The following is a 25007-nucleotide window of genomic DNA, read 5'->3' as shown; positions in this document are numbered from 1 at the left end:
ATCGCATGCCAACCACCGCCGGCCGGGCGGTGCCCCGGACCCTGGAACGACGAGGCCCGGCATCCGCCGGGCCCGTGCGTGGACGCTGGGGTGCCTCCGGGATCAGATGCGTTCCCAGAGCTGCGACTTGCAGATGAAGGCGATGCAGCCCGACACCTTGAGCTTCGCCCCGTTCTCCACCAGCTCCATCTTGGACTTGTAGACCTTGCCCTCGTCGGGCTTGAGGATGGTGCCACCCGACCAGGATCCGCCGTCGGGCTTCATGCCGCGGATGATCTCCATGCCGGTGATCGGCTTGTCCTTGCGGTCGTCCCGGCACTTGTCGCAGGTCGGGTTGGGCCGGCTGGGGTCGAGCAGCTCGACGATGCGGCCGGTCAGGGTGCCGTTCCCGGCGCGGGTGATCTCGACGATCGACTTGGCCTGGCCGGTCTCGTCGTCGATGGTCTTCCAGCGCCCCGTCGGCGAGGCCTGGGCGAAGGCGAGGGTGGGCAGGGCGAGCAGCAGCGGCAGGGCGAGACTGGTGATGCGCATGGTGGGGATCCGGTGACGGCCGACGGGCCACGATGGTGCCCGTTATACCGCAACCCGCGCGCCCGGCAAGCGGGCAGACGGAAAGGCCCCCGCATCGCTGCGGGGGCCCGGTGCAACGGCAGGCTGCGGAGGGCTTACTTCCCGCCGAACTTCAGCTTGGCTTCCAGGTAGATCGAGCGGCCCAGGATGTCGTAGTAGTAATTGTTCCAGGGCGTGCTGGAGGTGCCCGGGAAGTTGGCCGCCTGGTCGTCCGGCATCTTGTTCAGCAGGTTGTTGACCATCAGCGAGAGCGTCAGGTCGTCCGTGGCGCGGTAGTTCAGGCTGGCGTTGTAGGTGGTGTAGGAACCCCACTTGCCCGCGCGCTGGCCCGACGGGTGCTCGTAGTCGTAGCTGCCGCCGGCGTAGGCCAGGTAGTTCGGCGTCGAACCGATGCGGTTGGCGTAGAGCGTCGTCGTCCAGTCACCGGTCGCCCACGCCATCGATGCGTCGAGACGCGTCTTGGCATAGGAATCGTAGATCCACATGGAGTAGGGATCGCGAAGCAGGTCGACGGCCGGGCTCTCCGGATCGGTCTGCAGGCGGTGGCGGATCTTGTTGGTGTAGTTGCCCGCGAATGCGAGGCTGCCGAACCTGCCGATGTCCAGCATGTAGTTCAGTTCGGCCGTGACCAGCTCCAGGCTCTGCTTGGCGATGTTGACCTTCGGCGTGAACAGCGAGATCAGGTCGCCGGACGGGCCGCGGTTCACCCATTCGGCGATGTTGGCGCACGAAGTGATCGGCGTGCCCGCGGCACCGGTGCGGCAGTAGTACTCGCCGAGCAGGAGCTGGTCGCCGCTGATCGCGGACACCTCGTTCTCGATCTGCCAGCTGTAGTAGTCCATCGAGATCGAGAAGTTGTGCGTCGGCGCCCAGACCACGCCGGCGTTCCACACGTCGGCCTCGATCGGTTCGAGTTCTTCGTTGCCCGCCTGCTGGCCGAAGTACTGCACGGAGTCGTAGGTGCACCCTTCGGTGTCCTCGGGCGTATAGCCCTCGCCGGAGCAGCGGTAGTAGTCGGTCGCGAAACTGTAGAAGCCGCTTACGCCCTGGAAGGTGTCGGCCAGGGACGGTGCACGGAAGGCCGTGCCGATCTTGCCGCGCAGCAGCAGGCTTTCCACGGGCCGGTACTCGATGCCAACGCTCCAGGTCGGCTTGTCGATCGTCTCGCCGGCGATGTCGAACGAGTCGTAACGGGCCGATGCGGTCACGGTCAGCGGATCGAACAGCGGCATGCGCAGTTCCGTGGTGAGGGCGTAGCGGCTGCGACGTCCGTTGCCGCTGACCGAGGTCTGGCCCCAGATGTCGGAGAGCAGCGTGTCGGGGTCGGCGACCATGCGCGAGTCGGGCGTGTAGTCCCAGCCCTCGTTGCCTACTTCGCCGACCACCGCGAAACCGGCGTCGCCACCCGGCAGCGTGAACAGCGCGGTGTTGGTGAACTGGACGTGGGCGAGGTTGTCCCAGGTGCGCGACTTGTTGTCGACGAAGCCGGTGAACGAACTGAAGTCTTCCGGGCTGATCGGGCTGTAGAACGCCGCGTAGTCGGGAGTGAAGACCGGGTAGACGCCGAAGAAGGGATCCACGCCCTGCTGCGGCCCGAGCACGTTCTCGAGGAAATAGTTGTCGATCGGGCCGCGGAAACGGACCCAGTTGTTTTCGGTCAGGCGGTATTCCGCGCGCGACACGTAGGCGTCGTAGTCCCAGTTGCCGAGTCCGCCGCGGGCACCGAGCGTGACGGTGTACGCCTTGTTGGTGTCCGTGTTCATGATGTCGCGGTACCCGCCGCCACCGATGTCCTCGGGGCCGAAGGCGCGCTGCAGGTTCACCAGGGTGTCCGGCAGGCGCGGATCGTAGAACGCGCCGAAGCTCGTGCCGGTGCCCCACCAGGTGTAGTTGGAGCCGGTGGCGTACTCGACGTCCTCGTACAGGCCCATCACCTCGGCGTAGAGCTGGGTGGTGTCGCTCACGTCGAACGTGCTGTAGGAGTAGATCTGCCCGGCGTCCTTGCCGTTGCGGATGGTGCGGTAGCCCGGGGAAATGTAGGAGCCGCAGTACGAGCCCAGGCCCGGCCGCGTCCACAGCTCGGTGGTGCCGCCGAAGTTGCCCGCCGCGTTCTCGCAGTTGTTCGGGTCCATGAAGTAGTAGCCGCCGGTGAAGGCGTCCAGCACCACGAAGTCGCGGCTGGCCGGCGAGAAGTTGTAGCCCTCGGCGTTGTAGCTGTCGGACAGGTCGCGCTGGTAGCCCCAGACCGGGTCTCGCGTGTCGAGCTGGATGCCCAGCAGGGAGTTGAAGCGGCCGTCATCACTGCCGAAGCTGTTGGCGAAGGTCAGGCGCACGCTGTCGCCGCCGCCTTCGCTGAAGAAACCGCCGCGCACCGAGAGCTCGGCCTGGTCCACCGACTTCTTCAGGATCACGTTGACCACGCCGGCGATGGCGTCCGAACCGTACAGCGACGACTGGCCGCCGGGCAGCACTTCGATGCGCTCGATCAGCGCCACCGGGATGCCGCTGATGTTGTTGAACACGTCCGCGCCGTTGTAGAGCGCGGGATAGTTCGCCATCGGGCGGCCGTTGATGAGGTATTTGGTGTAGCCGGGATCGAGGCCGAACATGCTGGCGGCTTCGGCGCCCTGTGTGAACGAGGCGCTGGTCTGGCCGCCCTGGACGCCGCCGGTGGAGAAGCTGGACTGCTGGAGGACGTCGGCGACGCTCTGGAAGCCGCGCATCTGGATGTCCTCGGCCGAGATCACCATGACCGGCGTCGCGGTCTCGATCTGCGTCTGGGGAATCAGCGAGCCGGTGACCATCACGCGGTCGAGGGTGGTCGCGTCCGCCTGCGTCGCCTCGTCGGCGGGCTGCGGCGTGTCCTGCGCCAGTGCCAGGCTGCTGGCACCCATGGCGAGTGCCGCGACCAGCGCGACGCTGAGGGAGCTGGGCTTGAGGCTGCTACGACGTCGTTCAGTCATTCGATATCCCCTGGTAGATCCAACTGGTTGATCCCGAAAGGCATTTCATGGCTGGAATGGTGCATTCCAAGCCATGTCACCGAACGTTAACATGGCCTTAACCGCATTTCCACGCGAAGCGCAAGAGCGGATCCACGTGCCGGCGCCCTGCCGTATTCGCCCCCACGCGTGCATTGGCGCAAGCTATGGGCATCACGTTCCCAAGGAGACGTTGTGCCGTCCTCGAACAACCCCCTGCGTTCCGGGGCCCGCATTCCCGCCCATGCCGTCCAGGGCAGCCTCAAGCCCCTGCCGCAGGTCCGCAACATCATCGCCGTCGGCTCCGGCAAGGGCGGCGTCGGCAAGTCCACCACCGCGGTGAACCTGGCGCTGGCCCTGGCCGCCGACGGCGCCCGGGTCGGCATCCTCGACGCCGACGTCTACGGGCCCAGCATCCCGACGATGCTCGGCCTGTCCGGCCGCCCGGAGAGCCCCGACAACAAGACGATCCTGCCGCTGCGCGCGCACGGCATCGAAGCGATGTCGATCGGTCTGCTGGTCGAGCAGGACACGCCGATGATCTGGCGCGGCCCCATGGCCACCTCGGCGCTGACCCAGCTGCTCAATGACACCCGCTGGGGCGGCGACGACGGCCTGGACTACCTGATCGTCGACCTGCCGCCGGGCACCGGTGACATCCAGCTGACGCTGGCGCAGAAGATCCCGGTGGCCGGGGCGGTGATCGTCACCACGCCGCAGGACGTGGCCACGCTCGACGCCCGCAAGGGCCTGAAGATGTTCGAGAAGGTCGAGGTGGCGGTGCTCGGCCTGGTCGAGAACATGGCCGTGCACGTGTGCACGCAGTGCGGGCATGCCGAGCATGTGTTCGGCGAGGGCGGCGGCGCGCGCATGGCCGAACAGTACGACGTGCCGCTGCTGGGCTCGCTGCCGCTGGAGCGCGGCATCCGCGAGCACGGCGACGCGGGCACCCCGGTGGTGCTGGCGGCGCCGGATTCGCCCGCGGCCGCGGCCTACCGGCAGCTGGCCGCGAACCTGGCCGCCGAGCTGGCCAAACGCCCGCGCGCGCCGGCGGGGATCTCCGCTTCGCTGCTGTAGTCGAGGAGGGCGGCCGCGGCCGGGGTGCCGGGGCGGCCGCCATTCCCTACAATCGCCGGTCCTGCTCCGCGGCGCCCCGTCGCCGGAGCGTCGCACGCCGCACGGGAATCGCATGAGCATCAAGTCCGACCGCTGGATCCGCCGCATGTCCGAACGGCCGCAGGGCATGATCGAGCCGTTCGAGCCCGACCAGGTCAAGCAGGCCGGCGGCCAGCGCATCGTCAGCTACGGCACCTCGAGCTACGGCTACGACGTGCGCTGCTCGCGCGAGTTCAAGGTCTTCACCAACATCAACTCGACCATCGTCGACCCCAAGCACTTCGACCCGAAGAGCTTCGTCGACATCGAGGCCGACGAGTGCATCATCCCGCCGAACTCGTTCGCGCTGGCGCGCACCGTCGAGTACTTCCGCATCCCGCGCGACACCCTGGTGGTGTGCCTGGGCAAGAGCACCTATGCGCGCTGCGGGATCATCGTCAACGTGACCCCGCTCGAGCCCGAGTGGGAGGGCCACGTGACGCTGGAGTTCAGCAACACCACGCCGCTGCCTGCGCGCATCTACGCCAACGAGGGCGTGGCGCAGATGCTGTTCTTCCAGTCCGATGCCGACGACGTCTGCGAGACCTCGTACAGGGACCGCGGCGGCAAGTACCAGGGCCAGACCGGGGTCACCCTCCCGCGCACCTGAGGCCTCAGGTCAGCAGGGCGGACTGCAGCTCGCGCACGCGGGCGACCAGGGCTTCGGGCGGGTAGGGCCGGGCCGCCACGCGGCCCCAGACCGGTGCCGGCCAGGCCGGATCGTGCTCGAAGCGCGCGATCACGTGCACGTGCAGCTGCGGCACCAGGTTGCCCAGCGCGGCGACGTTGAGCTTGTGCGGTTGGAAGACATCGAGCAGCAGCTGCTCGCAGCGGGCGATCTCCTCCATCAGCAGGCTGCGCTGGCCGGCGTCCAGGTCGGTGAGTTCGCGGGCGCCCGGCACGCGCGGCACCAGCACCAGCCACGGGTAGTTGTCGTCGTCCATCAGCTGCAGGTCGCACAGCGCCAGCGCCGCGACCGGATGGCTGTCGGCGGCCAGCTGCGGATGCATCGCATGGGGCTCGGGCGGCTGTGGCTTGCGCCTGGTCATGGCGGTCTCCCGGTCAGGGGCTTGCGGCGGGTGCGGACGCGCGCCGCAGGAAGTCGAGGGTGCGGGCGTGGGCGAGGCGGGCGGCGGCGGCATCGTGGTGGCGGGGGTCGACGTCGCGGTTGAAGCCGTGGCCGGCATCGTAGACGTGCAGCTCGGCGCCGGAATGGGCGCGGCGGTGGGCCTCGACGTCGGCGGGCGGGATGCTGTGGTCGCGGGCGCCGAAATGGAACAGCATCGGCGCCCGCAGCGGCTCGCCGAGGAAGGGCACGGTACGCGCGCCGTAGTAGCTCGCGGCCGGCAGGCCGAGGCGGGTGTTGGCCAGGTAGGCGACGCTGCCGCCCCAGCAGAAGCCGACCACGGCGACGCCCGCGCCGGCCTCCGCAGGACCTGGCCCGGCGGCGGCCGCGGCGGTGCCGATGGGGGCTGCGGCCAGCAGGGTCCGCAGCCGGACCGCCGCGGCATCGACGATCGCCACCGCGCGGTCGAAGCCCAGCGCGGCGGCCAGCGCCCGCCCGCGCTCGAACCCGGCCTCGTCATAGGCCAGTTCGGCGTCGCGCTCGACCGGATCGAACAGGGCGGGGGCGAGGGCCAGGAGGCCTTCGCGGGCGTAGCGCTCGGTGACCGCGCGCATGTGCGCGTTGACGCCGAAGATCTCCTGGACCACGACCAGTGCGCCCCGGGGCGGACCGTCGGGCCGTGCCAGCCAGCCGCCGACCCCGCCGATCCCCGGCACATCGAGCTGCACGCGCGCTCCCATCGTCGCCTCCGGGTGGCCGGCCGGGCGAGGCCGGCCCTCGGGCGGATTCTAGCCCGCCGGTATAATCGCCGCCCGGACCCCGGGTCCGTCTCCCGCCGTTCCCACACCGCGCTCCGCCCCCCGGCGGACCGCACCGCCGAGCCGTCGCCAGCGCATGACCGATACCGCCACCTCCAACCCGCCCCGCGTGGGCTTCGTCAGCCTCGGCTGCCCCAAGGCCCTGGTCGACTCCGAGCGCATCCTCACCCAGCTCCGGGTCGAGGGCTACGACCTGTCGCCCAGCTACGACGACGCCGACGTGGTGGTGGTCAACACCTGCGGCTTCATCGACTCCGCCGTGGCCGAGTCGCTGGACGCGATCGGCGAGGCTATGGCCGAGAACGGCAAGGTGATCGTGACCGGCTGCCTGGGCAAGCGCGCGGACGTGATCCGCGAGGCGCATCCCGGGGTGCTCTCGATCAGCGGCCCGCAGGACTACGCCAGCGTGATGGACGCCGTGCACGCGGCGCTGCCGCCGCGGCACGATCCCTTCGTGGACCTGGTGCCCGCGCCGCGCCTGTCCGGCGAGGACTACGCCGCCGGCATCAAGCTCACGCCGAAGCACTACGCATACCTGAAGATCTCCGAAGGCTGCAACCACCGCTGCAGCTTCTGCATCATCCCGTCGATGCGCGGCGACCTGGTCTCGCGCCCGGTGGACGAGGTGCTGCGCGAGGCCGAGCGTCTGGTGCACGGCGGCGTGCGCGAGCTGCTGGTGGTGTCGCAGGACACTTCGGCCTATGGCGTCGACCTGCGCTATGCGCCGCGCACCTGGCGCGGCCGCGAGTACGCCACGCGCATGAAGGCGCTGTGCGAAGGCCTGTCGGAGCTGGACGCCTGGGTGCGCCTGCACTACGTCTATCCGTATCCGCACGTCGACGACGTCATCGAGCTGATGACGCAGCGCAAGCCCGACGGCACGCCGCGCCTGCTGCCCTACCTCGACATCCCGTTCCAGCACGCCAGCCCGCGCATCCTCAAGCTGATGAAGCGCCCCGGCGCCGTCGAGCGCACGCTGGAGCGCGTGCAGTCCTGGCGCGCCGCCTGCCCGGAGCTGACCGTGCGCTCGACCTTCATCGTCGGCTTCCCGGGCGAGACCGATGCCGAGTTCGAGGCGCTGCTGGACTTCCTCGACGAGGCGCAGCTCGACCGCGTCGGCGCCTTCGCCTACTCGCCGGTGGAGGGTGCCGCCGCCAACGCGCTGCCCGACCCGGTGCCCGACGAGGTCAAGCAGGAGCGCCTGGCGCGCTTCATGGAGCGCCAGGCTGAAATCTCCGCGCAGCGTCTCGAAGCGAAGGTCGGCACCGTCCAGCGCTGCATCGTCGACGCGATCGACGGTGAGCTGGCGATCGCGCGCTCGATGGCGGACGCGCCCGAGATCGACGGTCTGGTCCAGGTGCAGGACGGCCGCGACGCCGGGCTGGTACCGGGCGAGTTCGTCGACGTGCGCATCATGGGCAGCGACGAGCACGACCTGTACGGCGAGGTCGAGTACTGAGGTCCGCGGCGCCGACGGGTCGATCTGCAAAGGGTCCCGGCCTGCGGACGTCGCCGCGCGCGGTGGCCTGCCGCGATGGCCGATACGGCTGCCGCTACGGAGTCGCCGATCCGGCGGCAGGGTAGTTGACCGAGACCACCGCGAAGCGACGCACGCCGCCGGGCAGCGCCGCCTCCAGCTCGTCGTCCACGCGCTTCTTCAGCAGCGCGCGCGCCAGCGGCGAGTCGATGCTGATCCAGCCGCGCGCGGCATCGGTCTCGTCCGGCCCGACGATGCGGTAGGTGGCGCATTCGCCGCTGTCGGCGTCCTCGACCTCGACCACGGCGCCGAAGTAGACGGCCCCGGGGTCGGACGGGACGGTGTCGACCGCGCGCAGTTCCTGCAGCCGCTTCGACAGGTAGCGCACCCGGCGGTCGATCTCGCCGAGCTGTTTCTTGCGGTAGGTGTATTCGGCGTTCTCCGAGCGGTCACCTTCGGCGGCCGCGGCCGACAGCGCGCGCACCACCTCCGGCCGGCGCACGCGCCAGAGCTCGTCGAGCTCGGCCTTCAGGCGCGCGTGGCCCTCAGGCGTGACCAGCGCCGTGGACTTCTCGGCGGGCGGACGCCAGCGCGACATCGCGCTCAGCGCCCCGCGGGCACGGCGGTGGGGTGGTTCCCGGGCACGGTCACCTCAGGCACGTCACTTCCTGCCGGTGATCCCGCCGAAGATCCCGCGCAGGATCTGTCGGCCGATCTGGTTGCCGACGGTGCGCGCGGTCTGCTTGGCCATGGTCTCGACCATGCCCTGGCGCCGCTTCGTGCCGAACACGGCGTCCTTCACCGCCTGCGCGAAGCCGCCGCCGGCCTCGTCCTCGTCCTGCTTCGCGGTGCGGGCCTGCGGCGCGTCGGCCTGTTCGGCCAGGCCCCCGGCCTTCTTCGCCAGGATCTCGAACGCCGACTCGCGGTCTACCGGCGTGTCGTACTTCGCGCCCACCGGGCTGCCCGCGCGCACCTGGGCGCGCTCGGCGTCGGTGATCGCACCCATGCGGCAGCGCGGCGGCGCGACCAGCGTCTGCTCCACCGGCATCGGCGCGCCCTTGCCCTGCAGCGTCGACACCAGCGCTTCGCCGGTGCCGAGCTGGCCGATGGCCTTGGCCACGTCCAGGCCCGGATTGGACACGAAGGTCTCGGCCGCAGTGCGCACCGCCTTCTGGTCGCGCGGTGTGTAGGCGCGCAGCGCGTGCTGCACGCGGTTGCCGAGCTGGCCGAGCACGTCGTCGGGCACGTCGTCGGGGAACTGCGAGCAGAAGTACACGCCCACGCCCTTGGAGCGGATCAGGCGCACCACCTGCTCGATGCGCTGCAGCAGGGCCGGCGGTGCATCGTCGAACAGCAGGTGGGCCTCGTCGAAGATGAAGGCGAGCTTCGGCTTGTCGAGGTCGCCGACCTCGGGCAGCGTCTCGAACAGCTCCGACAGCATCCAGAGCAGGAAGCTCGAGTACAGCCGCGGCTTCAGGATCAGCTTGTCTGCGGCCATGATGCCGATCACGCCGCGGCCGTCGGGCGTGGTGCGCATGATGTCGGCCAGCTCCAGTGCCGGCTCGCCGAAGAAGGCTTCGCCGCCGTCGGACTCCAGGCGCAGCAGGGCGCGCTGGATGGCGCCGATCGAGGGCGTGCTGACCAGGCCGTACTGCGCCGAGACCGCCTTACGCTCCTCGGCCACCAGCGCCAGCAGCGCGCGCAGGTCGGCGAGGTCGAGCAGCAGCAGGCCGCGGTCGTCGGCGAGCCTGAACACGATGTCGAGCACGCCCGACTGGGTGTCGTTGAGCTCCAGCATGCGCGCCAGCAGGGTCGGGCCGATTTCGCTGACCGTGGTCCGCACCGGGTGGCCGAGCTTGCCGTAGATGTCCCAGAAGACGACCGGGCTGGCCTCGGGGCCGTAGCTGTCGACGCCGATCATCGCGGCGCGCTCGCGCAGCTTGTCGCCGATGTCGCCGGGCACCGCCAGGCCGGCCACGTCGCCCTTCACGTCGGCCATGAACACCGGCACCCCGATCCGCGAGAAGCCTTCGGCCAGGGTCATCAGGGTCACCGTCTTGCCGGTGCCGGTGGCGCCGGCGACCAGGCCGTGGCGGTTGGCAAGCTTCGGCTGCAGGAAGACGCGACCGCCGGTGTCGGGCAGGGAATCGGGGGTGGTGACGGCCTTGCCGACGAGGATCGGGTGCATGTGAGCTCCTGGCGTGATGGGGCGATTCTAGCCACAAGCCGTGGCGACTCCCCGGCCAGTCGCGGTCTTTGCGCTGGGCGCGGGGCCTCGATACCCTGCTGTTCGCGTTCTTGCAGTCCCGGTCGTCGCATGTCCCCACATTCCGCTGCCCTCCGCCGGCTCGTGCTCGCCACGGCCGTCGTGCTTTCCCTGTCCCACACCCCCGATGCCGCCGCGCAGTCCCGCCGCGACCGCGCCGCGGCCGCCGGCCTGGCCGAGCGCATGTCCGCCGCCGAGGCGCGCTACCGCGAGTCCCTGGTCAAGGCCGCCAACGCCGATCCCGACGCGCTCGCCCAGGGCGACGCCGCGCTCGAGGACATGGAGGACGTGCTGCTGGACTGCGAGAAGCAGCGTGGCTGCCAGCTGGCCTCGCTGCTGCCGGGTGTGAAGCGGCTGCTCAAGGCCCAGGCGGACGACGCCGCCGGCCTCGATGGCGCGGATGGCGAGGACGAGGACGTCCTGGCCGCGGATGGCATGCCCACGGGCGAGGTGCCGGAGGCGGCAAGTGCCGCCGCGCTCCTGAGCGAGGACGGCCAGCGCTTCGTGCGCATGGTGCAGTTCAACCCGGCGGTGCAGGAGGGCATCCGCCGCTGGCTGACCGACATGCGCGTGTCGCTCATCACCAGCCACGAGAACTACCAGTACATGCGCCACCTGATGGCGCCGGCCTTCGAGAAGCGCGGACTGCCCGAGGCGCTGCTGTTCGGGATCATGGCCAAGGAATCCACGGGCCGGGTGCACGTGGGCTCGCGCGCCGGCGCCGTGGGACCGCTGCAGTTCATGCCCGCCACCGGCCGCCGCTTCGGCCTGGGCCCGGACGGCAGCGGCTTCGACACCCGCTACGACCCGGCGCAGTCGGCCGACGCCGCCGCCAGCTACCTCAGTGAACGCTTCGCCGAGTTCGGCAACGAGGTCGAGAAGTGGCTGGCGGCCTACAACGGCGGCGAGGGCCGGGCCAGGCGCATCCACGAGGCCAGCGGCGGCCGCCAGTTCTGGGACGCCGACGTCTACAGCCAGTTCCCGGCCGAGACCCGCGACTACGTGCCGATGGTGATCGCCGCCGCCTGGCTGTACCTGCATCCGAAGGAGTACGGGCTGAACTTCCCGAAGATCGACGTGCGGCCCGCGAACTTCGCGCTGTCGCGGCCGGCGTCGATCTACGAGTTGACCATCTGCATGGGCGACAGCGGCAGCCGCCACGGCTACATGCGCCAGCTGCGCAACCTCAATCCGCGCTTCGAGGCCGACCAGGTGATCCCGGCCGGCGCCGTACTCGCCGGCACCACGCGCATGGCGGCGCTGTACAAGCGCTGGTGTGCCCAGGGCCGGCGCGCGGACCTGGCGCAGCAGCTGATGGGCAGCCGGGTCGATGCGGCCCTGGTGCGCACGGGCCCGGTCGAAGTGGTGCGGCCCGCCGGCACCACCGTCGCCACCGGCGTGCCGACGCCGACCGCGGCGCCGCGCGAGCATCGCGTGGTGCGCGGCGAAACCCTGGTCGGCATCGCCCGCAGGTACGGCTGCGAGGCCCGGGAACTGGCCCAGGCCAACCGCCTGAAAGCCCCGTCCTACGCGATCCGCGTCGGCCAGCGGCTGCAGCTGGAGGGCTGCGGCGGCTGACGCGCACGGCGCGTTCGCGCGCCGCGCGTCAGGCTGTGCGTATGCGCCTGCGCTTCGACAACGCCTTCCTGCGCGAGCTGCCGGGGGATCCCGCCACCGGGCCGGGGCTGCGCCAGGTCCACGGCGCCGCCTGGTCGCGCGTCGAACCGACCCCGGTCGCGGCGCCGCGCCTGGTCGCGCATGCGGCCGAGGTCGCCGGCATGCTGGGGCTCGCCGCGGGCGACGTGGAGTCCCCGGACTTCGCGGCGGTGTTCGGCGGCAACGCGCTGCTTCCCGGCATGGACCCGTGGGCCGCGAACTACGGCGGCCACCAGTTCGGCCATTGGGCCGGCCAGCTCGGCGACGGCCGTGCGATCAGCCTCGGCGAAGCGCTGGCGGCGGACGGTGCCCGCCACGAATTGCAGCTGAAGGGCGCGGGGCCGACGCCGTACTCGCGCAGCGCCGACGGCCGCGCGGTGATGCGCTCGTCGATCCGCGAGTTCATCTGCAGCGAGGCCATGCACCACCTCGGCGTGCCGACCACGCGCGCGCTGTCGCTGGTGGCGACCGGCGAGGCGGTGGTGCGCGACATGTTCTACGACGGCCACCCGCGGCCCGAGCCGGGCGCGGTCGTGTGCCGGGTGGCGCCGTCGTTCATCCGCTTCGGCACGTTCGAGCTGCCCGCCTCGCGCGGCGACGTGGCCCTGCTGCGCGCGCTGGCGGAATTCTGCGTCTGGCGGGACTTCCCGTGGCTGCTGGGCGAGCACGCGGGGCGGCCGCTGGGGCACCTGCGGCTGGAGCAGCTGTTCGACGAGACACTGTTGGCCGCCTGGTTCCGCGAAGTCTGCGAGCGCACGGCCAGGCTCGTCGGCCACTGGATGCGAGTGGGCTTCGTCCACGGCGTGCTCAACACCGACAACATGTCGATCCTCGGGCTCACCATCGACTACGGCCCTTACGGCTGGATCGACGACTACGACCCGGACTGGACGCCCAACACCACCGACGTGCAGCACCGCCGCTACCGCTTCGGCTGGCAGCCGCGGGTCGCGCACTGGAACCTCGGGCGGCTGGCGCAGGCGCTGTCGCCGCTGTTCGCCGACGCGGCGCCGCTGCAGGCCGGGCTCGACGCCTACGCGGCCACCTGGGCGGAGTGCGAACGCGACAACGCCTGCGCCAGGCTCGGGCTGCAGGCCGGCGACGATGACGGCCTTGCGCTGATGCGCGAGCTGCAGGCGCTGATGCACCGGGCCGGCGCCGACATGACGAACCTCTTCCGCGCGCTGTCGGATGTCGACGTCGAGGCCGATGCCCCGTCGCTGGAGCCGCTGCGTGCGGCCTTCTATGCTCCGGAACGGCTCGCAGCGGAGGCGGCCGCGCTCGAAGCCTGGCTGGCGCGCTACGCCGCGCGCTGCCGCGCCGACGGCCTGCCGCGCGAGGCGCGGGTGGCCCGGATGCACGCGGCCAGCCCGCGCTACGTGCCGCGCAACTACCTGGCGCAGCAGGCCATCGACCGTGCGGCCGCGGGCGACGAGGGCGGCATCCACGAGCTGCTCGATGTGCTGCGCGATCCCTACGGCGAACAGCCCGGGCGCGAGGCGTTCGCCGCGCTGCGTCCCGACTGGGCGCTCGACCGGGCCGGCTGCTCGATGCTCTCCTGCAGCTCCTGAGCCGCCGGCCTCCGGGCGCCGCCCGGTAGAATGCGCGGATGCCTCTCATCACCCTGAATGCCGTCGACTACAGCGTCGGCGGCCCGCTCCTGCTCGAGAAGGTCGAGCTGTCCATCGACTCCGGCGAGCGGATCGCGCTGATCGGCCGCAACGGCGCCGGCAAGTCCACCCTCATGCGCCTACTGTCCGGCGAGATCCGTCCCGACGACGGCGACATCCGTCGCGACGGCAGCGTCCGCGTCTCGCGCCTGGAGCAGGAGGTGCCCGCGGGCGCCTCGGGCACGGTGTTCGACGTGGTCGCCGAAGGCATGGGCGAGCTCGGCGCCTGGCTGGCGGAGTTCCACCACCTGAGCCACGGGGACCACTACGACGCCGATGCCATGGCGGCGGTGCAGGCGAAGATCGATGCCGCCGATGGCTGGGCCGCCGACCAGCGGGTCGAGGAGACCCTGCAGAAGCTCGACCTCGACGGCGAGCTGGCGTTCTCGCGCCTGTCCGGCGGCATGAAGCGCCGGGTGCTGCTGGCGCGCGCGCTGGTCTCGGCCCCCGACCTGCTGCTGCTCGACGAGCCCACCAACCACCTCGACATCGAGGCCATCGACTGGCTGGAAGGGTTCCTCAAGGGCTGGTCGGGCGCGCTGGTGTTCGTGACCCATGACCGCCGCTTCCTGCGCGCGCTGGCCACCCGCATCGTCGAGATCGACCGCGGCCAGGTCACCAGCTGGCCCGGCGACTGGGACAACTACCTGCGCCGCAAGGAGGAGCGGCTCAACGCCGAGGCGCAGGAGAACGCGCGCTTCGACAAGCTGCTGGCGCAGGAGGAAGTCTGGATCCGCCAGGGCATCAAGGCCCGCCGCACCCGCGACGAAGGCCGCGTGCGTCGGCTGAAGGCGATGCGCGTCGAGCGCGCCGCGCGCCGCGAGCAGGTCGGCACCGTTCGCATGGACACCGCGCAGGCCGGTGCCTCGGGCAAGAAGGTGATCGAGGCCAAGGACGTGTCCTTCGCGTTCGGGGACCGCGTCATGGTGCGCGACTTCTCCACCACCATCCTGCGCGGCGACCGCATCGGGCTGATCGGCGCCAACGGCAGCGGCAAGACCACCCTGCTGAAGCTGATGCTCGGTGAACTGGAGCCGCAGGCGGGCGAGATCCGCGTGGGCACCCAGCTCCAGGTCGCGTACTTCGACCAGTACCGGGCCACGCTCCGCGAGGACTGGAACGCGCTGGAGAACGTCGCCGAGGGCCAGGATTTCGTCGAGGTCGGCGGCAAGCGCAAGCACGTGATCGGGTACCTGCAGGACTTCCTGTTCACGCCGGAACGCGCGCGCGCGCCGATCACGCGGCTGTCGGGCGGCGAGCGCAACCGCCTGCTCCTGGCGAAGCTGTTCGCGCAGCCCTCGAACCTGCTGGTGATGGACGAGCCCACCAACGACCTCGACGTGGAGACGCTGGAGCTGCTGGAAGAGCTGCTCGCCGACTACCCGGGCACGCTGCTGCTGGTCAGCCACGACCGCGACTTCCTCGACAACGTGGTGACGTCGACCCTGGTGATGGAGGGCGACGGGCGCGTGGGCGAGTACGTGGGTGGCTACAGCGACTGGCTGCGGCAGCGCGGCACGGAGCGACCGCCGGTCGCCGCGCGCCCGCAGCCCGCGGAGCGCTCCGCGGCACCGGCCGCGGGCCCGGGTGCATCGGCGGCGACACGTCCGGCCGCGTCCGTGACCCCGGCCACGGCCGGCAGCGCGCCGGGTGAAGCCCGCCGCAAGCTCTCGTTCAAGGAAACGCGTGAGCTCGAGGCCCTGCCCGAACGCATCGAAGTCCTCGAGACGCGCCTGGCGGAGATGGCGGCCACGATGTCCGACCCCGACTTCTTCCGGGCCGACACCGCAGCCATCGCCGCGCACAACGCGGCGATGGCGGAAGCCCAGACCGAGCTGGACGCCGCGTACGCGCGCTGGGAGGCGCTGGACGCGGCGTCGGGCTGAGGCCGGCACTCAGCGGTAGGACGGGAAGATGCCCTGGTCGCAGATGTAATACGTCATGTTGTTGGGCGCGACCGGGCGCAGGTCCGGTAGCCGGAAGGTGGTCATGCCATCACCGCCGTAAGTGGTGCCCAGCAGTGCGAACAGCGCAGTGTTCTGGGAGATGGAGAGGACCTGCCCGTTGGCGGGGATGCCCTCGCCGACCCGGGCCGCACTCAGCATGATCGTGCCCATCACGCACATGCCACTGCCGTTGCCGGCGCCGCCCTGGCCGGTATTGGCACCGAAGTGGCCCGAGAGCTGCGAGTTGCCCGGGAGGCCCTGCGGCCCCATGGGTCCCGTCGGGCCCTGCGGTCCGGCGGGTCCCGTGGCGCCGGCCGGACCCGTGGGCCCCTGGGTGCCCGGTTCGCCGGACGGGCCGGCCGGTCCCGTGGCGCCCGCGGGACCCGCGGCACCCTCCGGGCCGGCAGGGCCGATCGCACCGGGAGCGCCCTGGACGCCCTGGGGACCGCGTTCACCCGTCGCGCCCGCGGGCCCGATGGGGCCGGCAAGGCCGGTGGCGCCGACTGGACCCACGGGACCCATGGGACCCTCGATGCCGGCTGGGCCGACTGGACCGACTGGACCGACGGGGCCTGCGATGCCTGCGGGGCCGACGGGACCTTCGGGGCCGACGGGTCCCTCGGGACCTGCGGGGCCAACCGGTCCGGCGGCGCCGGCAGGGCCGACGGGTCCGGCCGCACCCGAGGGACCGGCCGGCCCCGTCGGTCCGGTTTCGCCGCGCGGCCCCTGCGGGCCGACCGCGCCGATGGTCAGCGCGTACTCCGCGCCGCTGCCGGAGCGGGTATTGGCGACGCGCAGCAGGTAATCGCCCGTCGGCGGCAGCCCGCCGGCGAAGCGGCAGGTGACCGCCCGCATCAGCGGCGAGACCGGCTGGCAGGAGGCGCTGATGTCGCCGGGTTCGCCGGCCGCGCCGAGATGCACCGACAGGTCGCGGCGGTTGGCGGGCAGGTTGCGGCCGACGATCGCGATGGCATCGATGTCGTCCATCACCACGACGGTCTCGATGGCGGGCGAATCGTAGCTCTCGGCAGCGAGCGCGCCGAAGGGCAGGATCGCGAACGCGATCGCGGACGCGAGGCGCGCCCGGACTGGACTGGTCATGCTGGTTTCCCCCTGGAGGCCGCCCGGAGCGGGCGGACGGCCGGATGGTAAACCCGGAAGGGGGGCGCACGGAACAATCGTGACGCAGTTCCCCCCCGACTTGCCGGCCCCTGCGTTCACGCCCACTCTGCGCGGATGCAACTGACCGAAGATAGCCACCTGCGCCAGCGCGAACTCCGTTTCGCGGGGCGCGTGCACCACGTGCGGACGCTGGGCGGCGCGCTCTCCGCGCTGCTGGTGGCCTCGGTGCTGGCGGGCAACGGTGCCCCGGCCTGGGCCTGGGCGCTGTGGGCGTTCAACGGCTTCGCGTGGCCGCTGCTCGCCAACTGGCTGACCCTGCGCGCGCCCGAGCCGTCGCAGGCGGCGCACCGCTACCTCGTGGTCGACTCCGCGGCCGCGGGCATGTGGATCGCGGTCATGCAGTTCAACCTGGTGCCGAGCGCGGTGCTGCTGGCCATGGTGTCGACGGACAAGATCGCCGTCGGCGGCTGGCGCTTCCTGGCGCGGACGACGCCGGCGCTGCTCGCGGCCTGCGTGCTGACGTCGGCGGTGCTGGGCTTCCCGGTCCGGCTCGACAGCAGCATGTCCAACGTGCTGGCCACGCTGCCGTTCCTGTTCGTCTATCCGGTGGCACTGGCCACGATCACCTACGGCCTCGGCCGCAGCGTGGCGCTCAAGAACCGGCAGCTCGAGCGCCTGAACCGCATCGACGTGCTCACCGGCCTGCAGAACCGCCGCGGCTGGAACGAGACGCTGGGCGCCGAACTCGCGCGCCATGCGCGTACGCGCAGGCCGGCGGTGCTGATGCTGGTCGACGTCGACAACCTGAAGGCCGTCAACGACACCCACGGCCACGCGGTGGGCGATGCCGTGCTGCGCAGCGTCTCGTCGGTGCTGCGCGCCTGCACGCGCGAGATCGACACGCCGGCGCGCTACGGCGGCGACGAGTTCGGCGTGCTGCTGGCGGAAGCCAACCTGGTCGATGCGATGCGGGTGGCGGAACGGGTGAGGACGGCCTTCATCGCGGGGCGCCCTGCGCAGGCGGCCGCCGAGGACTGCACGCTGAGCATCGGACTCGCGCAGGCCGACCTCTCCGTGGTCAACGCCGACGAATGGCTCAAGCGCGCCGACACCGCCATGTATCGCGCCAAGGCCGGCGGGCGGAACCGGGTCGAGCCGGACGCGACCCTGGTCCGCCAGCTGCGCTGAGCGCCTGGCCGGCCGCTCAGCGCGGCACGGTGGCGGTGCGGAAGACCGGATAGAGGCCGAGGCGCTCGTCCCAGCTGGAGTGCCGGCGGTGGAACCACTCCAGGCGCGCGGCCGGGCTGGCGGCAAACTCCGGATCTTCGGCCAGCCTGCGATCGAAGGCCGCGCGCACTTCCGGATCGCGAAGCATGTCGAGCGCGACGTCTTCGGCGACGTAGGCCTCCATGTATTCCTTGCGCTCGAAGGCGTTGTTGAACGCGCCCCAGGCCAGCATCGAGTCGGGCGCCTGCGGCTCCAGGACGGCCATCGCGAGGCGCGCGCGCGGCTGCGCGATCGGCACGAACAGCGCGCCCGCGCCCAGCGTCCGCGTCTCCGGGGCCCAGGCGCCGTCGACCTCCAGCCGCTGGTGGCCTTCGGTGGACGTCGCGGACGGCCGCCATGCGCTGGCCCTGAAGACCTCGAGCGCGGCGTCGGGCAGTGGGGTGTCGAGGCGGCGATAGCCGATCCCGTGCAGGTCGAGCGAGCGCGACACGGACGCCGCGTGTGCGGCCGGCACCAGATAGCCGCCGGCGGGCGCGTCCACGCTGCGGCCGGGCACGACCTCGTCGCGCAGTGGCATCTTCCAGATCTGCGGCGTGTTCTCGTCGTAGCGGGTGGCCAGCGCGCCGGAGACGTCGGAGGGCGTGCGCGTCCAGGCGTAGCCGCGGAAATCGACGGTGCGCACGCGGTCGGTGGCCACCCAGTCGAGCGGCACGTCGCGTCCGCCCAGCGCCGCGGCACGCGCGTCGGCGTCGGCCGCCGCGCGCAGCCAGTCGCGGCCGTGGCGCGCGGTCTGTTCCAGCATGCCCACCACCAGGTTGCGGGTCACGCGTACCCGCACCGGGTATTCCTTCCAGGAGTGGGTCTCGACGAGGATGCCGAAGCGGTTGCGCAGCGCAAAGTAGCCGTGCGAGAAGCGCGGTGGTGCGACCCCGTCGACGATGCCCGAGGACGGGTCGTCGTGGGTCTCGAACGAGGGGTAGAACGGCAGCGGCAGCGAGCCCTTGGCCTCCAGGTCGGCCAGCAGCGCGTCGCGAAGCGCACGTCCGGCCTGCGCGAGCGCGGGGTCGCCGGAATGCAGCGGCTCGATCTGGACCGAGATGTCGTGTTCGAACTGCGCGCCGTTGGTGGCGTGCAGGTCGACGTAGGCGATCGGGTCCCAGGCCTCGACCAGGCCGAGCATCGCCTGCATCTCCGGCGCATCGGCCTTCACGTAGTCGCGGTTGAGGTTGTAGTTCTGCGCCGTGGTGCGCCAGCCCATTTCCTCGGGCCCGCGCTGGTTGGGCCGGTTCCAGCGGCCGAAGCGCTCGTGGCCGTCGGCGTTGAACACCGGCACGAAGACCAGCACCACGTCCTCCAGGGCGCCGGGCGCGGCCTCGCCCCCGAGCACCTCGCGCAGCGCCAGGAAGCCGGCGTCCTTGCCGTCGACCTCGCCGGCGTGGATGCCGCCCTGGACCAGCAGCACCGGCAGGCCGCGCGCACGTGCGGCTTCCGGCGTGAGCGCGCCGCTGCGCGAGGCCACCAGCGCCTTCATCGGCCGGCCTTCCGGCGTGGTGCCGAAGTCGATGCAGCGCACGGCATCGGGATGGCGGGCCGCGAAGGCGTCGCAGAGGGCGATGACCTCGGCATAGCGCCCGGTGCGGAGGAAGCCGGAGCGCTCGGCTTCGGTCACGAGCGTGGCGTCCGTCGCGGCGGAGCCGGCCGGCGCCGGGGCCGCGTGCCCCGGCGTGGCGGGCATGATGGCCAGAAGCAGGGCGAGTGCAAGTGCGGCGGGCGCAGCGGGGCGGGGACGGATCATCGGACGGACAGCCGGGCTGGAAAGGACCCGCCCATGATGACCGCACATGACCTTTCGGCCAAAGCGCCGCGGTTCCCGATGCGCTAGCCTTCACGCTTCCGCCCCGAAAAGCGCCCGTATCGCATGAGCACAGCCCAGGTTGCCACCGACTCCGGCAGGATGCCGCGCCAGATCCGCTACATCATCGGCAACGAGGCCTGCGAGCGCTTCAGCTTCTACGGGATGCGCAACATCCTGGTGCCGTTCCTCATCAGCTCGGTGCTGCTCGGCTACCTGCCCGCCGGCCCGGACCGCGAAGGCGCCGCCAAGGACATCTTCCACAGCTTCGTCATCGGCGTGTACTTCTTCCCGCTGCTGGGCGGCTGGCTGTCGGACCGCTACTTCGGCAAGTACAACACCGTGCTGTGGTTCTCGCTGGTGTACTGCGCCGGCCATGCCTGCCTGGCGCTGTTCGAGAACAACGCCACCGGCTTCTACACCGGCCTGTTCCTGATCGCGCTGGGCTCGGGCGGCATCAAGCCGCTGGTGGTGAGCTTCTGCGGCGACCAGTTCGACCAGAGCAACAAGGACAAGGCGAAGCTGGTCTTCGACGCGTTTTACTGGATCATCAACTTCGGCTCGTTCTTCGCCTCGCTGCTGGCGCCGCTGTTCCTGCGCCACTATGGCCCGGCGGTCGCGTTCGGCATCCCCGGCGTGCTGATGTTCATCGCCACCTTCGTGTTCTGGATGGGGCGCAGGCAGTACGTCAACGTGCCGCCGTCGACGAACGACCCGCACGGCTTCATGAAGGTGGTGCGCAGCGCGCTGGCCTGGCGCGCGGACGGTGGCAACGCGGGCGGCATCGTGGCCCGCGGCGCGCTGGTGCTGGCGGTGGCCATGCTGCTCGGCTGGGCGGGGCATGCGACGGCGGGCTGGCCGACGTGGTGGCCGGAGTCCTTCGGCTTCGTCATCACCGCCTGCCTCGCGCTGGGCGTGATCATCGCCGGCGGCGGCATCGGCGCCTCGATGCAGCTCGAGCGCGCGCGCGGGGCGCATCCCGACGCCGCCGTCGACGGCGTGCGCGCGGTGCTGCGCATCCTGATCGTGTTCGCGCTGGTGACGCCGTTCTGGTCGCTGTTCGACCAGAAGGCGTCGACCTGGATCATCCAGGGACGCGAGATGGTGATCCCGCACGGCGCCTGGTGGTGGCCGAGCTGGCTCATCCAGGACGCGGCGCAGATGCAGGCGCTCAATCCGCTGCTGGTGATGCTGCTCATCCCGTTCAACAACCTGGTGCTGTACCCGGCGCTGCGGCGCATGGGCTTCCAGGTCACCGCGCTGCGGCGCATGGGCTGGGGCATCGCGATCTCCGGCGTCTCCTGGATCGTGGCCGGCGTGCTGCAGCTGTGGATCGACGGCGGCGAGCAGGTCTCGATCACCTGGCAGGCGCTGCCCTACCTGCTGCTGACCTTCGGCGAAGTGCTGGTGTCGGCAACGGCACTCGAATTCGCCTACAGCCAGGCGCCGATGGCGATGAAGGGCGTGATCATGGCCTTCTGGTACCTCACCAGCACCTTCGGCAGCCTTTGGGTGCTGCTCACCAACGCCGGCGTGCGCAACGACGCGGTGACCGCGGCCATCGCCAACACGGGGCTCAGCGAGAACGCGTTCCTGATGTTCTTCTTCGCCGGCTTCGCCTTCGTGGCGGCGGCGGCGTTCGCGGCGTACGCGCGACGCTATCCGATGCAGGACAACTACCGCGTGTCGGGAGCCGGCTGATGGGCGAGGGGATGGTGACGCTTGCGATCCTCGCACTGACGGTGCTGGTGTCCTGGCAGGCCTTCGGCAACCGGCGCCTGCTGGAGCGGCTGCTGCTGTGGCCGCCGGCGGTCGAGCGGCAGCGCCAGTACGACAGGCTGGTCACCCACGGCTTCGTGCACGCCGACTGGCAGCACCTGCTGTTCAACATGATCACGCTGTACTTCTTCGGGCGCCACGTCGAAGCGCTGTTCACGCCCTACATCGGGGCGCTGGGCTTCGCGCTGTTCTATCTTTCGGCGATCCTGGTCGCGATCCTGCCGACCTACCTGCGGCACCGGCGCGATCCGTCCTACCGCAGTCTCGGCGCTTCCGGCGCGGTGTCGGCGGTGCTGTTCGCGTTCATCCTGGTACAGCCGTGGACGCTGATCTTCGTGTTCTTCATCCCGGTGCCGGCGATCGTCTACGCCGTGCTCTACGTCGGCTATTCGATCTGGATGGACCGGCGCGGTGGCGACAACGTCAACCACAGCGCCCATCTCTGGGGCGCGGGCTACGGGGTGCTGTTCACGGTGATGATGGAGCCGCGGGTGGTCGAGGTGTTCCTCGCGCGGCTGGCGTCGCCGTCGTTCTGAATCAGGAAATCGACTCGCCGCCGGTGCCGGCCTGGTCGAAGTCGTAGGCCTCGAGCAGGCGGGAATAGACCAGCGAGTCCAGCTGGTTGAACTCGATGTTGTCGACGGCGCCGGTGCGGGCGAGTTCGAACAGGCGGGTGACGGCTTCGTGCTCGGCGCTGGTATCGAGGTTGGCGTGCATGGCGGGAACTCCCCGTGGTGTGCGTCCCCTTGGCGATGCATCAAGCGTGCCAACCGCGTCCGCGCGGCGCTGTGCCCGCTGCCGGGTGACGCTGCAGGTCACACCTGGATCCGCTCCGGCGGGCTGTGACGTGCCGGGACCCGCTCACCGGGCCTGAATCATCCGCGTGCTAAGCCTCTTGGCATCCCACCCGATGGAGGTTGCCCATGGCGTTTACCCGAGCCCAGGCGAGCGCGCTGCTCAACACGTCCGAGATGCGGCTGTTCGACGACAGCCGCGCCAATGCCCTCCGTGGCTTCGACCGCGTGGCCCTGGCCAGCCGGGTCGAGCGGACGCGGGCGGCACGCGACCGCGCCCGCGACCTGCTCAAGCGCCAGCGCCTGGCGGCCCGGAAGCGTGGCGACGCCCGGGATGGCGTCGCCGACCGCACCGCCCGCAAGGAAGCCCTGCTGGTGGAGCTGCTGCAGCGCTTCAGCGACGCGCGCCGGGAGGCGCCGCTGGGCAGGGCGGCCGCGCGGGTCGCGAAGAAGGCCCCCGCCAGGAAGGCCGCTGCGAAGAAGGCCAGTGCGAAGAAGGTCGCTGCGAAGAAGGTAGCCGCGAAGAAGGTAGCCGCGAAGAAGGTCGCCGCGAAGAAGGCCAGTGCGAAAAAGGTCGCTGCCACAAAGACGGCTGCGAAGAAGGTCGCGGCCAGGAAGGCCTCCGCGAAGAAAGCCCCGGTCGGGAAAGCCCCGGCGAGGAAGCCCGCCACCCGCAAGGCGGCCCGGCGCGTGTCGCCGGAGCGGGCGTTGGAAAACACCCGCCGCCTGCTCGAGGAAAAGCAGGCCCGCGCCCGCAGCCCCCAGCCCTGGCAGTCGCTGGATCCCGTCGCCGACCACGTTCCCCAGCCCGGATTCCAGTCGCCGCAGGCCGCCGGCAAGGCCCGGGACCTCCATGCCGGCGAGTCGCGGATGGCCTCGATCCACGGCAGCAGTTCGACGCGCGACCGCTACAATCAGGGCAAGCGCGACCATCGCGGCGACACCGAATAGGAGCCGGCCATGTCCGCCATCGACATCACCCACCACGGCATCCCGGGCCGCTTCGTCACCGAGGTCGACGGCCACGTCGCCAACCTCGATTACGAAATGGCCGACGGCATCATGCACATCACCCACACCCGCGTGCCGTCGGCCATCGGTGGCCGCGGGATCGCCGGCAAGCTGGTGGAGGCCGCCTTCCACCACGCCCGGGCCGAAGGCTGGAAGGTGCGGCCCCTGTGCGACTACGCCAACACCTGGGTGGGCCGGCACCCGGAGTACGCCGACCTGGTGCGCTGAACGGCACTGCGGGCGCGGGCGTCCGCGATCTGGCAGACTTGCGCCCCCTTTTCGCAAGGCTGCCCCGTGTCGATCCGCCTGAACAAGCACATCAGCGAGACCGGGGCCTGCTCGCGCCGCGAGGCCGACCGGCTGATCGGCGAGGGCCGGGTCACCGTCAACGGGATCCGCGCCCGGGTCGGCGCCGAGGTGGGCGAGGGCGACCAGGTGCTGGTCGACGGCCAGCCCCTGCGCGCCCGCAGCACGGCGCCCGGCAAGCGGCGCCACGTCTACATCGCGCTCTACAAGCCGGTGGGGATCACCTGCACCACCGAAACCGGCGTGGCCGGCAACATCGTCGACTTCGTCGGCCACCAGGAGCGGATCTTCCCGATCGGCCGCCTGGACAAGGACTCCGAGGGCCTGATCCTGCTCACCAGCAACGGCGACATCGTCAACGCCGTGCTGCGCGCGGAGAACAGGCTGGAGAAGGAGTACCTCGTCGGGGTGAACAACCCGGTGACCGACGAGTTCCTGCGCGGGATGGCCCGCGGCGTCCCGGTGCACGGCGAGGTCACCCTGCCGTGCCGGACCGGCAAGCTCGGCCGCTACGGCTTCAGGGTGACCCTGGTGCAGGGCCTGAACCGCCAGATCCGCCTGATGGCCGCGCACTTCGGCTACCGGGTGAAGCGCCTGGTGCGGGTGCGGATCGGCCCGGTCCAGCTCGGGCACCTGAAGCCCGGGCGCTGGCGGAACCTCAGCGACGCGGAGCTGGCGGCGCTGCTCCCCAGCCGCGAGGCCTGGTAGCGGTGCCTCGGTGGCCGGCGCGCCGACGGCCGGCATCCGGCATTCACATTTGCAATCGAAAGTGCGGTATGGTGCGTCCACTGTTCAAAGCGGGATCACGGTACATCGTGGCTCCGGTGCGGTAGATCCAAGGTTTCAAGGCCGGTCACGGCCGGGTCCTGACGATCCGCTCCATCGTTCCTGTGTTACCCCTTGCTTCGCAGTCTCGGATCCGCATCGCGGACCGTGCCAATCCAAAAACTGTTCCAAGGAGTAACACCATGTCCGATCGTCAGACCGGCACCGTCAAGTGGTTCAACGACGCCAAGGGCTTCGGCTTCATCACCCCCGAGAGCGGCCAGGACCTGTTCGTGCACTTCCGTTCCATCCAGGGCACCGGCTTCAAGTCGCTGCAGGAAGGCCAGAAGGTCTCGTTCAAGGTCGTGCAGGGCCAGAAGGGCCTGCAGGCTGACGAGGTGCAGGCCATCTAAGGCCCGCGTTCCTCGCGAAAGACCAGGCCCCGGGCGGCGACGCCCGGGGCTTTTTCGTGTGCGCGAGGGCTTGTGATCGCAGGCATCACGCGCGCCGGGCTAGCCTTTTCACACAGCTGACTGGCACGGGGGG

22 protein-coding genes are annotated in these 25007 nt (G+C 70.8%); 13 read left to right on the top strand and 9 right to left on the bottom strand.

The features are described from left to right. Nucleotides 1–102: 102 nt before the first annotated feature. On the bottom strand, nt 103–531 hold the full coding sequence (locus H9645_RS10205) for a DUF2147 domain-containing protein (RefSeq protein WP_191729594.1): 429 nt from the start codon (nt 529–531) through the stop codon (nt 103–105). Between the two features lie 134 nt (nt 532–665). Further along, nucleotides 666–3533, bottom strand: coding sequence for a TonB-dependent receptor plug domain-containing protein (locus H9645_RS10200; RefSeq protein WP_191729593.1), 2868 nt, complete (start codon nt 3531–3533; stop codon nt 666–668). Between the two features lie 234 nt (nt 3534–3767). On the opposite strand from H9645_RS10200, the gene apbC reads away from it, so the two are divergent. Together apbC and dcd are read left to right on the top strand one after the other, a co-directional pair. Beyond that, nucleotides 3768–4628 carry an iron-sulfur cluster carrier protein ApbC gene (gene apbC / locus H9645_RS10195; RefSeq protein ID WP_191729663.1) on the top strand — a complete coding sequence of 287 codons (861 nt, stop codon included), beginning with the start codon at nt 3768–3770 and terminating at the stop codon, nt 4626–4628. Between the two features lie 112 nt (nt 4629–4740). Continuing rightward, entirely contained in the window at nt 4741–5316 is a 576-nt protein-coding gene (dcd, locus tag H9645_RS10190) for a dCTP deaminase (protein WP_191729592.1), read from the top strand. A 4-nt stretch (nt 5317–5320) separates the two neighbouring features. Here dcd and H9645_RS10185 read toward each other — a convergent pair whose 3' ends face one another. Beyond that, a complete protein-coding gene (locus H9645_RS10185) occupies nt 5321–5755 on the bottom strand; it encodes an HIT family protein (RefSeq protein WP_191729591.1) in 435 nt (144 codons plus the stop codon). 13 nt (nt 5756–5768) lie between these two features. Continuing rightward, on the bottom strand, nt 5769–6512 hold the full coding sequence (locus H9645_RS10180) for a dienelactone hydrolase family protein (protein ID WP_191729590.1): 744 nt from the start codon (nt 6510–6512) through the stop codon (nt 5769–5771). A 154-nt stretch (nt 6513–6666) separates the two neighbouring features. Here H9645_RS10180 and rimO point away from each other — a divergent pair, with 154 nt between their 5' ends. Further along, nucleotides 6667–8049, top strand: coding sequence for a 30S ribosomal protein S12 methylthiotransferase RimO (rimO, locus tag H9645_RS10175; RefSeq protein ID WP_191729589.1), 1383 nt, complete (start codon nt 6667–6669; stop codon nt 8047–8049). Nucleotides 8050–8143: 94 nt separating this feature from the next. On the opposite strand, the gene greB is transcribed toward rimO, so the two are convergent. After that, entirely contained in the window at nt 8144–8665 is a 522-nt protein-coding gene (greB, locus tag H9645_RS10170; RefSeq protein WP_191729588.1) for a transcription elongation factor GreB, read from the bottom strand. Nucleotides 8666–8728: 63 nt separating this feature from the next. Beyond that, a complete protein-coding gene (locus H9645_RS10165) occupies nt 8729–10255 on the bottom strand; it encodes a helicase HerA-like domain-containing protein (RefSeq protein ID WP_191729587.1) in 1527 nt (508 codons plus the stop codon). A 129-nt stretch (nt 10256–10384) separates the two neighbouring features. On the opposite strand from H9645_RS10165, the gene H9645_RS10160 reads away from it, so the two are divergent. Genes H9645_RS10160 through H9645_RS10150 form a run of 3 tightly spaced genes read left to right on the top strand, consistent with a single transcriptional unit; the run spans nt 10385 to nt 15545 of the window. Continuing rightward, on the top strand, nt 10385–11911 hold the full coding sequence (locus tag H9645_RS10160; RefSeq protein WP_191729586.1) for a transglycosylase SLT domain-containing protein: 1527 nt from the start codon (nt 10385–10387) through the stop codon (nt 11909–11911). Between the two features lie 41 nt (nt 11912–11952). Then, complete coding sequence (locus H9645_RS10155; RefSeq protein WP_191729585.1) at nt 11953–13560, top strand: protein adenylyltransferase SelO; 1608 nt, start codon at nt 11953–11955, stop codon at nt 13558–13560. 38 nt (nt 13561–13598) lie between these two features. Further along, complete coding sequence (locus H9645_RS10150) at nt 13599–15545, top strand: ATP-binding cassette domain-containing protein (RefSeq protein WP_191729584.1); 1947 nt, start codon at nt 13599–13601, stop codon at nt 15543–15545. 9 nt (nt 15546–15554) lie between these two features. On the opposite strand, the gene H9645_RS14410 is transcribed toward H9645_RS10150, so the two are convergent. Then, the gene (locus tag H9645_RS14410; protein ID WP_425490233.1) at nt 15555–16706 is read right to left on the bottom strand and encodes a tail fiber protein; all 1152 of its coding nucleotides are present in this window, start codon (nt 16704–16706) and stop codon (nt 15555–15557) included. 135 nt (nt 16707–16841) lie between these two features. Between H9645_RS14410 and H9645_RS10140 the strand changes: the two genes are divergently transcribed. Then, a complete protein-coding gene (locus H9645_RS10140) occupies nt 16842–17915 on the top strand; it encodes a sensor domain-containing diguanylate cyclase (RefSeq protein ID WP_191729583.1) in 1074 nt (357 codons plus the stop codon). Nucleotides 17916–17931: 16 nt separating this feature from the next. On the opposite strand, the gene H9645_RS10135 is transcribed toward H9645_RS10140, so the two are convergent. Beyond that, nucleotides 17932–19749: a M14 family metallopeptidase gene (locus H9645_RS10135; protein WP_425490232.1), complete on the bottom strand. Its 1818-nt coding sequence runs from the start codon at nt 19747–19749 to the stop codon at nt 17932–17934. A 123-nt stretch (nt 19750–19872) separates the two neighbouring features. Between H9645_RS10135 and H9645_RS10130 the strand changes: the two genes are divergently transcribed. Further along, nucleotides 19873–21507, top strand: coding sequence for a POT-type proton-dependent oligopeptide transporter (locus tag H9645_RS10130; protein ID WP_191729582.1), 1635 nt, complete (start codon nt 19873–19875; stop codon nt 21505–21507). Nucleotides 21508–21518: 11 nt separating this feature from the next. Continuing rightward, complete coding sequence (locus H9645_RS10125) at nt 21519–22121, top strand: rhomboid family intramembrane serine protease (protein ID WP_191729660.1); 603 nt, start codon at nt 21519–21521, stop codon at nt 22119–22121. Between the two features lies 1 nt (nt 22122). Here H9645_RS10125 and H9645_RS10120 read toward each other — a convergent pair whose 3' ends face one another. Continuing rightward, a complete protein-coding gene (locus H9645_RS10120; protein ID WP_191729581.1) occupies nt 22123–22302 on the bottom strand; it encodes a hypothetical protein in 180 nt (59 codons plus the stop codon). A 206-nt stretch (nt 22303–22508) separates the two neighbouring features. Between H9645_RS10120 and H9645_RS10115 the strand changes: the two genes are divergently transcribed. From H9645_RS10115 to H9645_RS10100, 4 genes are all read left to right on the top strand, one after another. Beyond that, complete coding sequence (locus H9645_RS10115) at nt 22509–23330, top strand: hypothetical protein (RefSeq protein ID WP_191729580.1); 822 nt, start codon at nt 22509–22511, stop codon at nt 23328–23330. 9 nt (nt 23331–23339) lie between these two features. After that, nucleotides 23340–23618 (top strand): GNAT family N-acetyltransferase, encoded by a 279-nt coding sequence (locus H9645_RS10110; RefSeq protein ID WP_191729579.1) that lies wholly within the window; start codon nt 23340–23342, stop codon nt 23616–23618. Nucleotides 23619–23684: 66 nt separating this feature from the next. Beyond that, nucleotides 23685–24404, top strand: a complete 720-nt coding sequence (locus tag H9645_RS10105) for a pseudouridine synthase (RefSeq protein WP_191729578.1) — start codon at nt 23685–23687, stop codon at nt 24402–24404. Nucleotides 24405–24664: 260 nt separating this feature from the next. Then, nucleotides 24665–24874 (top strand): cold-shock protein, encoded by a 210-nt coding sequence (locus H9645_RS10100; protein WP_132999490.1) that lies wholly within the window; start codon nt 24665–24667, stop codon nt 24872–24874. The last annotated feature ends 133 nt before the right edge of the window (nt 24875–25007 follow it).

This window comes from Luteimonas colneyensis (assembly GCF_014836665.1).
GTDB classification, from domain to species: domain Bacteria; phylum Pseudomonadota; class Gammaproteobacteria; order Xanthomonadales; family Xanthomonadaceae; genus Luteimonas; species Luteimonas colneyensis.
Note: the sequence above shows the minus strand (reverse complement) of the source record. Positions and strands in the feature narration are given on the sequence as shown.

Coding starts and splice junctions, on each gene's coding strand:
- H9645_RS10205 (WP_191729594.1), bottom strand. CDS start 531: ATGCGCATCACCAGTCTCGCCCTGCCGCTGCTGCTCGCCCTGCCCACC.
- H9645_RS10200 (WP_191729593.1), bottom strand. CDS start 3,533: ATGACTGAACGACGTCGTAGCAGCCTCAAGCCCAGCTCCCTCAGCGTC.
- dcd (WP_191729592.1), top strand. CDS start 4,741: ATGAGCATCAAGTCCGACCGCTGGATCCGCCGCATGTCCGAACGGCCG.
- H9645_RS10185 (WP_191729591.1), bottom strand. CDS start 5,755: ATGACCAGGCGCAAGCCACAGCCGCCCGAGCCCCATGCGATGCATCCG.
- H9645_RS10180 (WP_191729590.1), bottom strand. CDS start 6,512: ATGGGAGCGCGCGTGCAGCTCGATGTGCCGGGGATCGGCGGGGTCGGC.
- rimO (WP_191729589.1), top strand. CDS start 6,667: ATGACCGATACCGCCACCTCCAACCCGCCCCGCGTGGGCTTCGTCAGC.
- greB (WP_191729588.1), bottom strand. CDS start 8,665: ATGTCGCGCTGGCGTCCGCCCGCCGAGAAGTCCACGGCGCTGGTCACG.
- H9645_RS10165 (WP_191729587.1), bottom strand. CDS start 10,255: ATGCACCCGATCCTCGTCGGCAAGGCCGTCACCACCCCCGATTCCCTG.
- H9645_RS10160 (WP_191729586.1), top strand. CDS start 10,385: ATGTCCCCACATTCCGCTGCCCTCCGCCGGCTCGTGCTCGCCACGGCC.
- H9645_RS10155 (WP_191729585.1), top strand. CDS start 11,953: ATGCGCCTGCGCTTCGACAACGCCTTCCTGCGCGAGCTGCCGGGGGAT.
- H9645_RS10150 (WP_191729584.1), top strand. CDS start 13,599: ATGCCTCTCATCACCCTGAATGCCGTCGACTACAGCGTCGGCGGCCCG.
- H9645_RS14410 (WP_425490233.1), bottom strand. CDS start 16,706: ATGACCAGTCCAGTCCGGGCGCGCCTCGCGTCCGCGATCGCGTTCGCG.
- H9645_RS10140 (WP_191729583.1), top strand. CDS start 16,842: ATGCAACTGACCGAAGATAGCCACCTGCGCCAGCGCGAACTCCGTTTC.
- H9645_RS10135 (WP_425490232.1), bottom strand. CDS start 19,749: ATGATCCGTCCCCGCCCCGCTGCGCCCGCCGCACTTGCACTCGCCCTG.
- H9645_RS10130 (WP_191729582.1), top strand. CDS start 19,873: ATGAGCACAGCCCAGGTTGCCACCGACTCCGGCAGGATGCCGCGCCAG.
- H9645_RS10125 (WP_191729660.1), top strand. CDS start 21,519: ATGGTGACGCTTGCGATCCTCGCACTGACGGTGCTGGTGTCCTGGCAG.
- H9645_RS10120 (WP_191729581.1), bottom strand. CDS start 22,302: ATGCACGCCAACCTCGATACCAGCGCCGAGCACGAAGCCGTCACCCGC.
- H9645_RS10115 (WP_191729580.1), top strand. CDS start 22,509: ATGGCGTTTACCCGAGCCCAGGCGAGCGCGCTGCTCAACACGTCCGAG.
- H9645_RS10110 (WP_191729579.1), top strand. CDS start 23,340: ATGTCCGCCATCGACATCACCCACCACGGCATCCCGGGCCGCTTCGTC.
- H9645_RS10100 (WP_132999490.1), top strand. CDS start 24,665: ATGTCCGATCGTCAGACCGGCACCGTCAAGTGGTTCAACGACGCCAAG.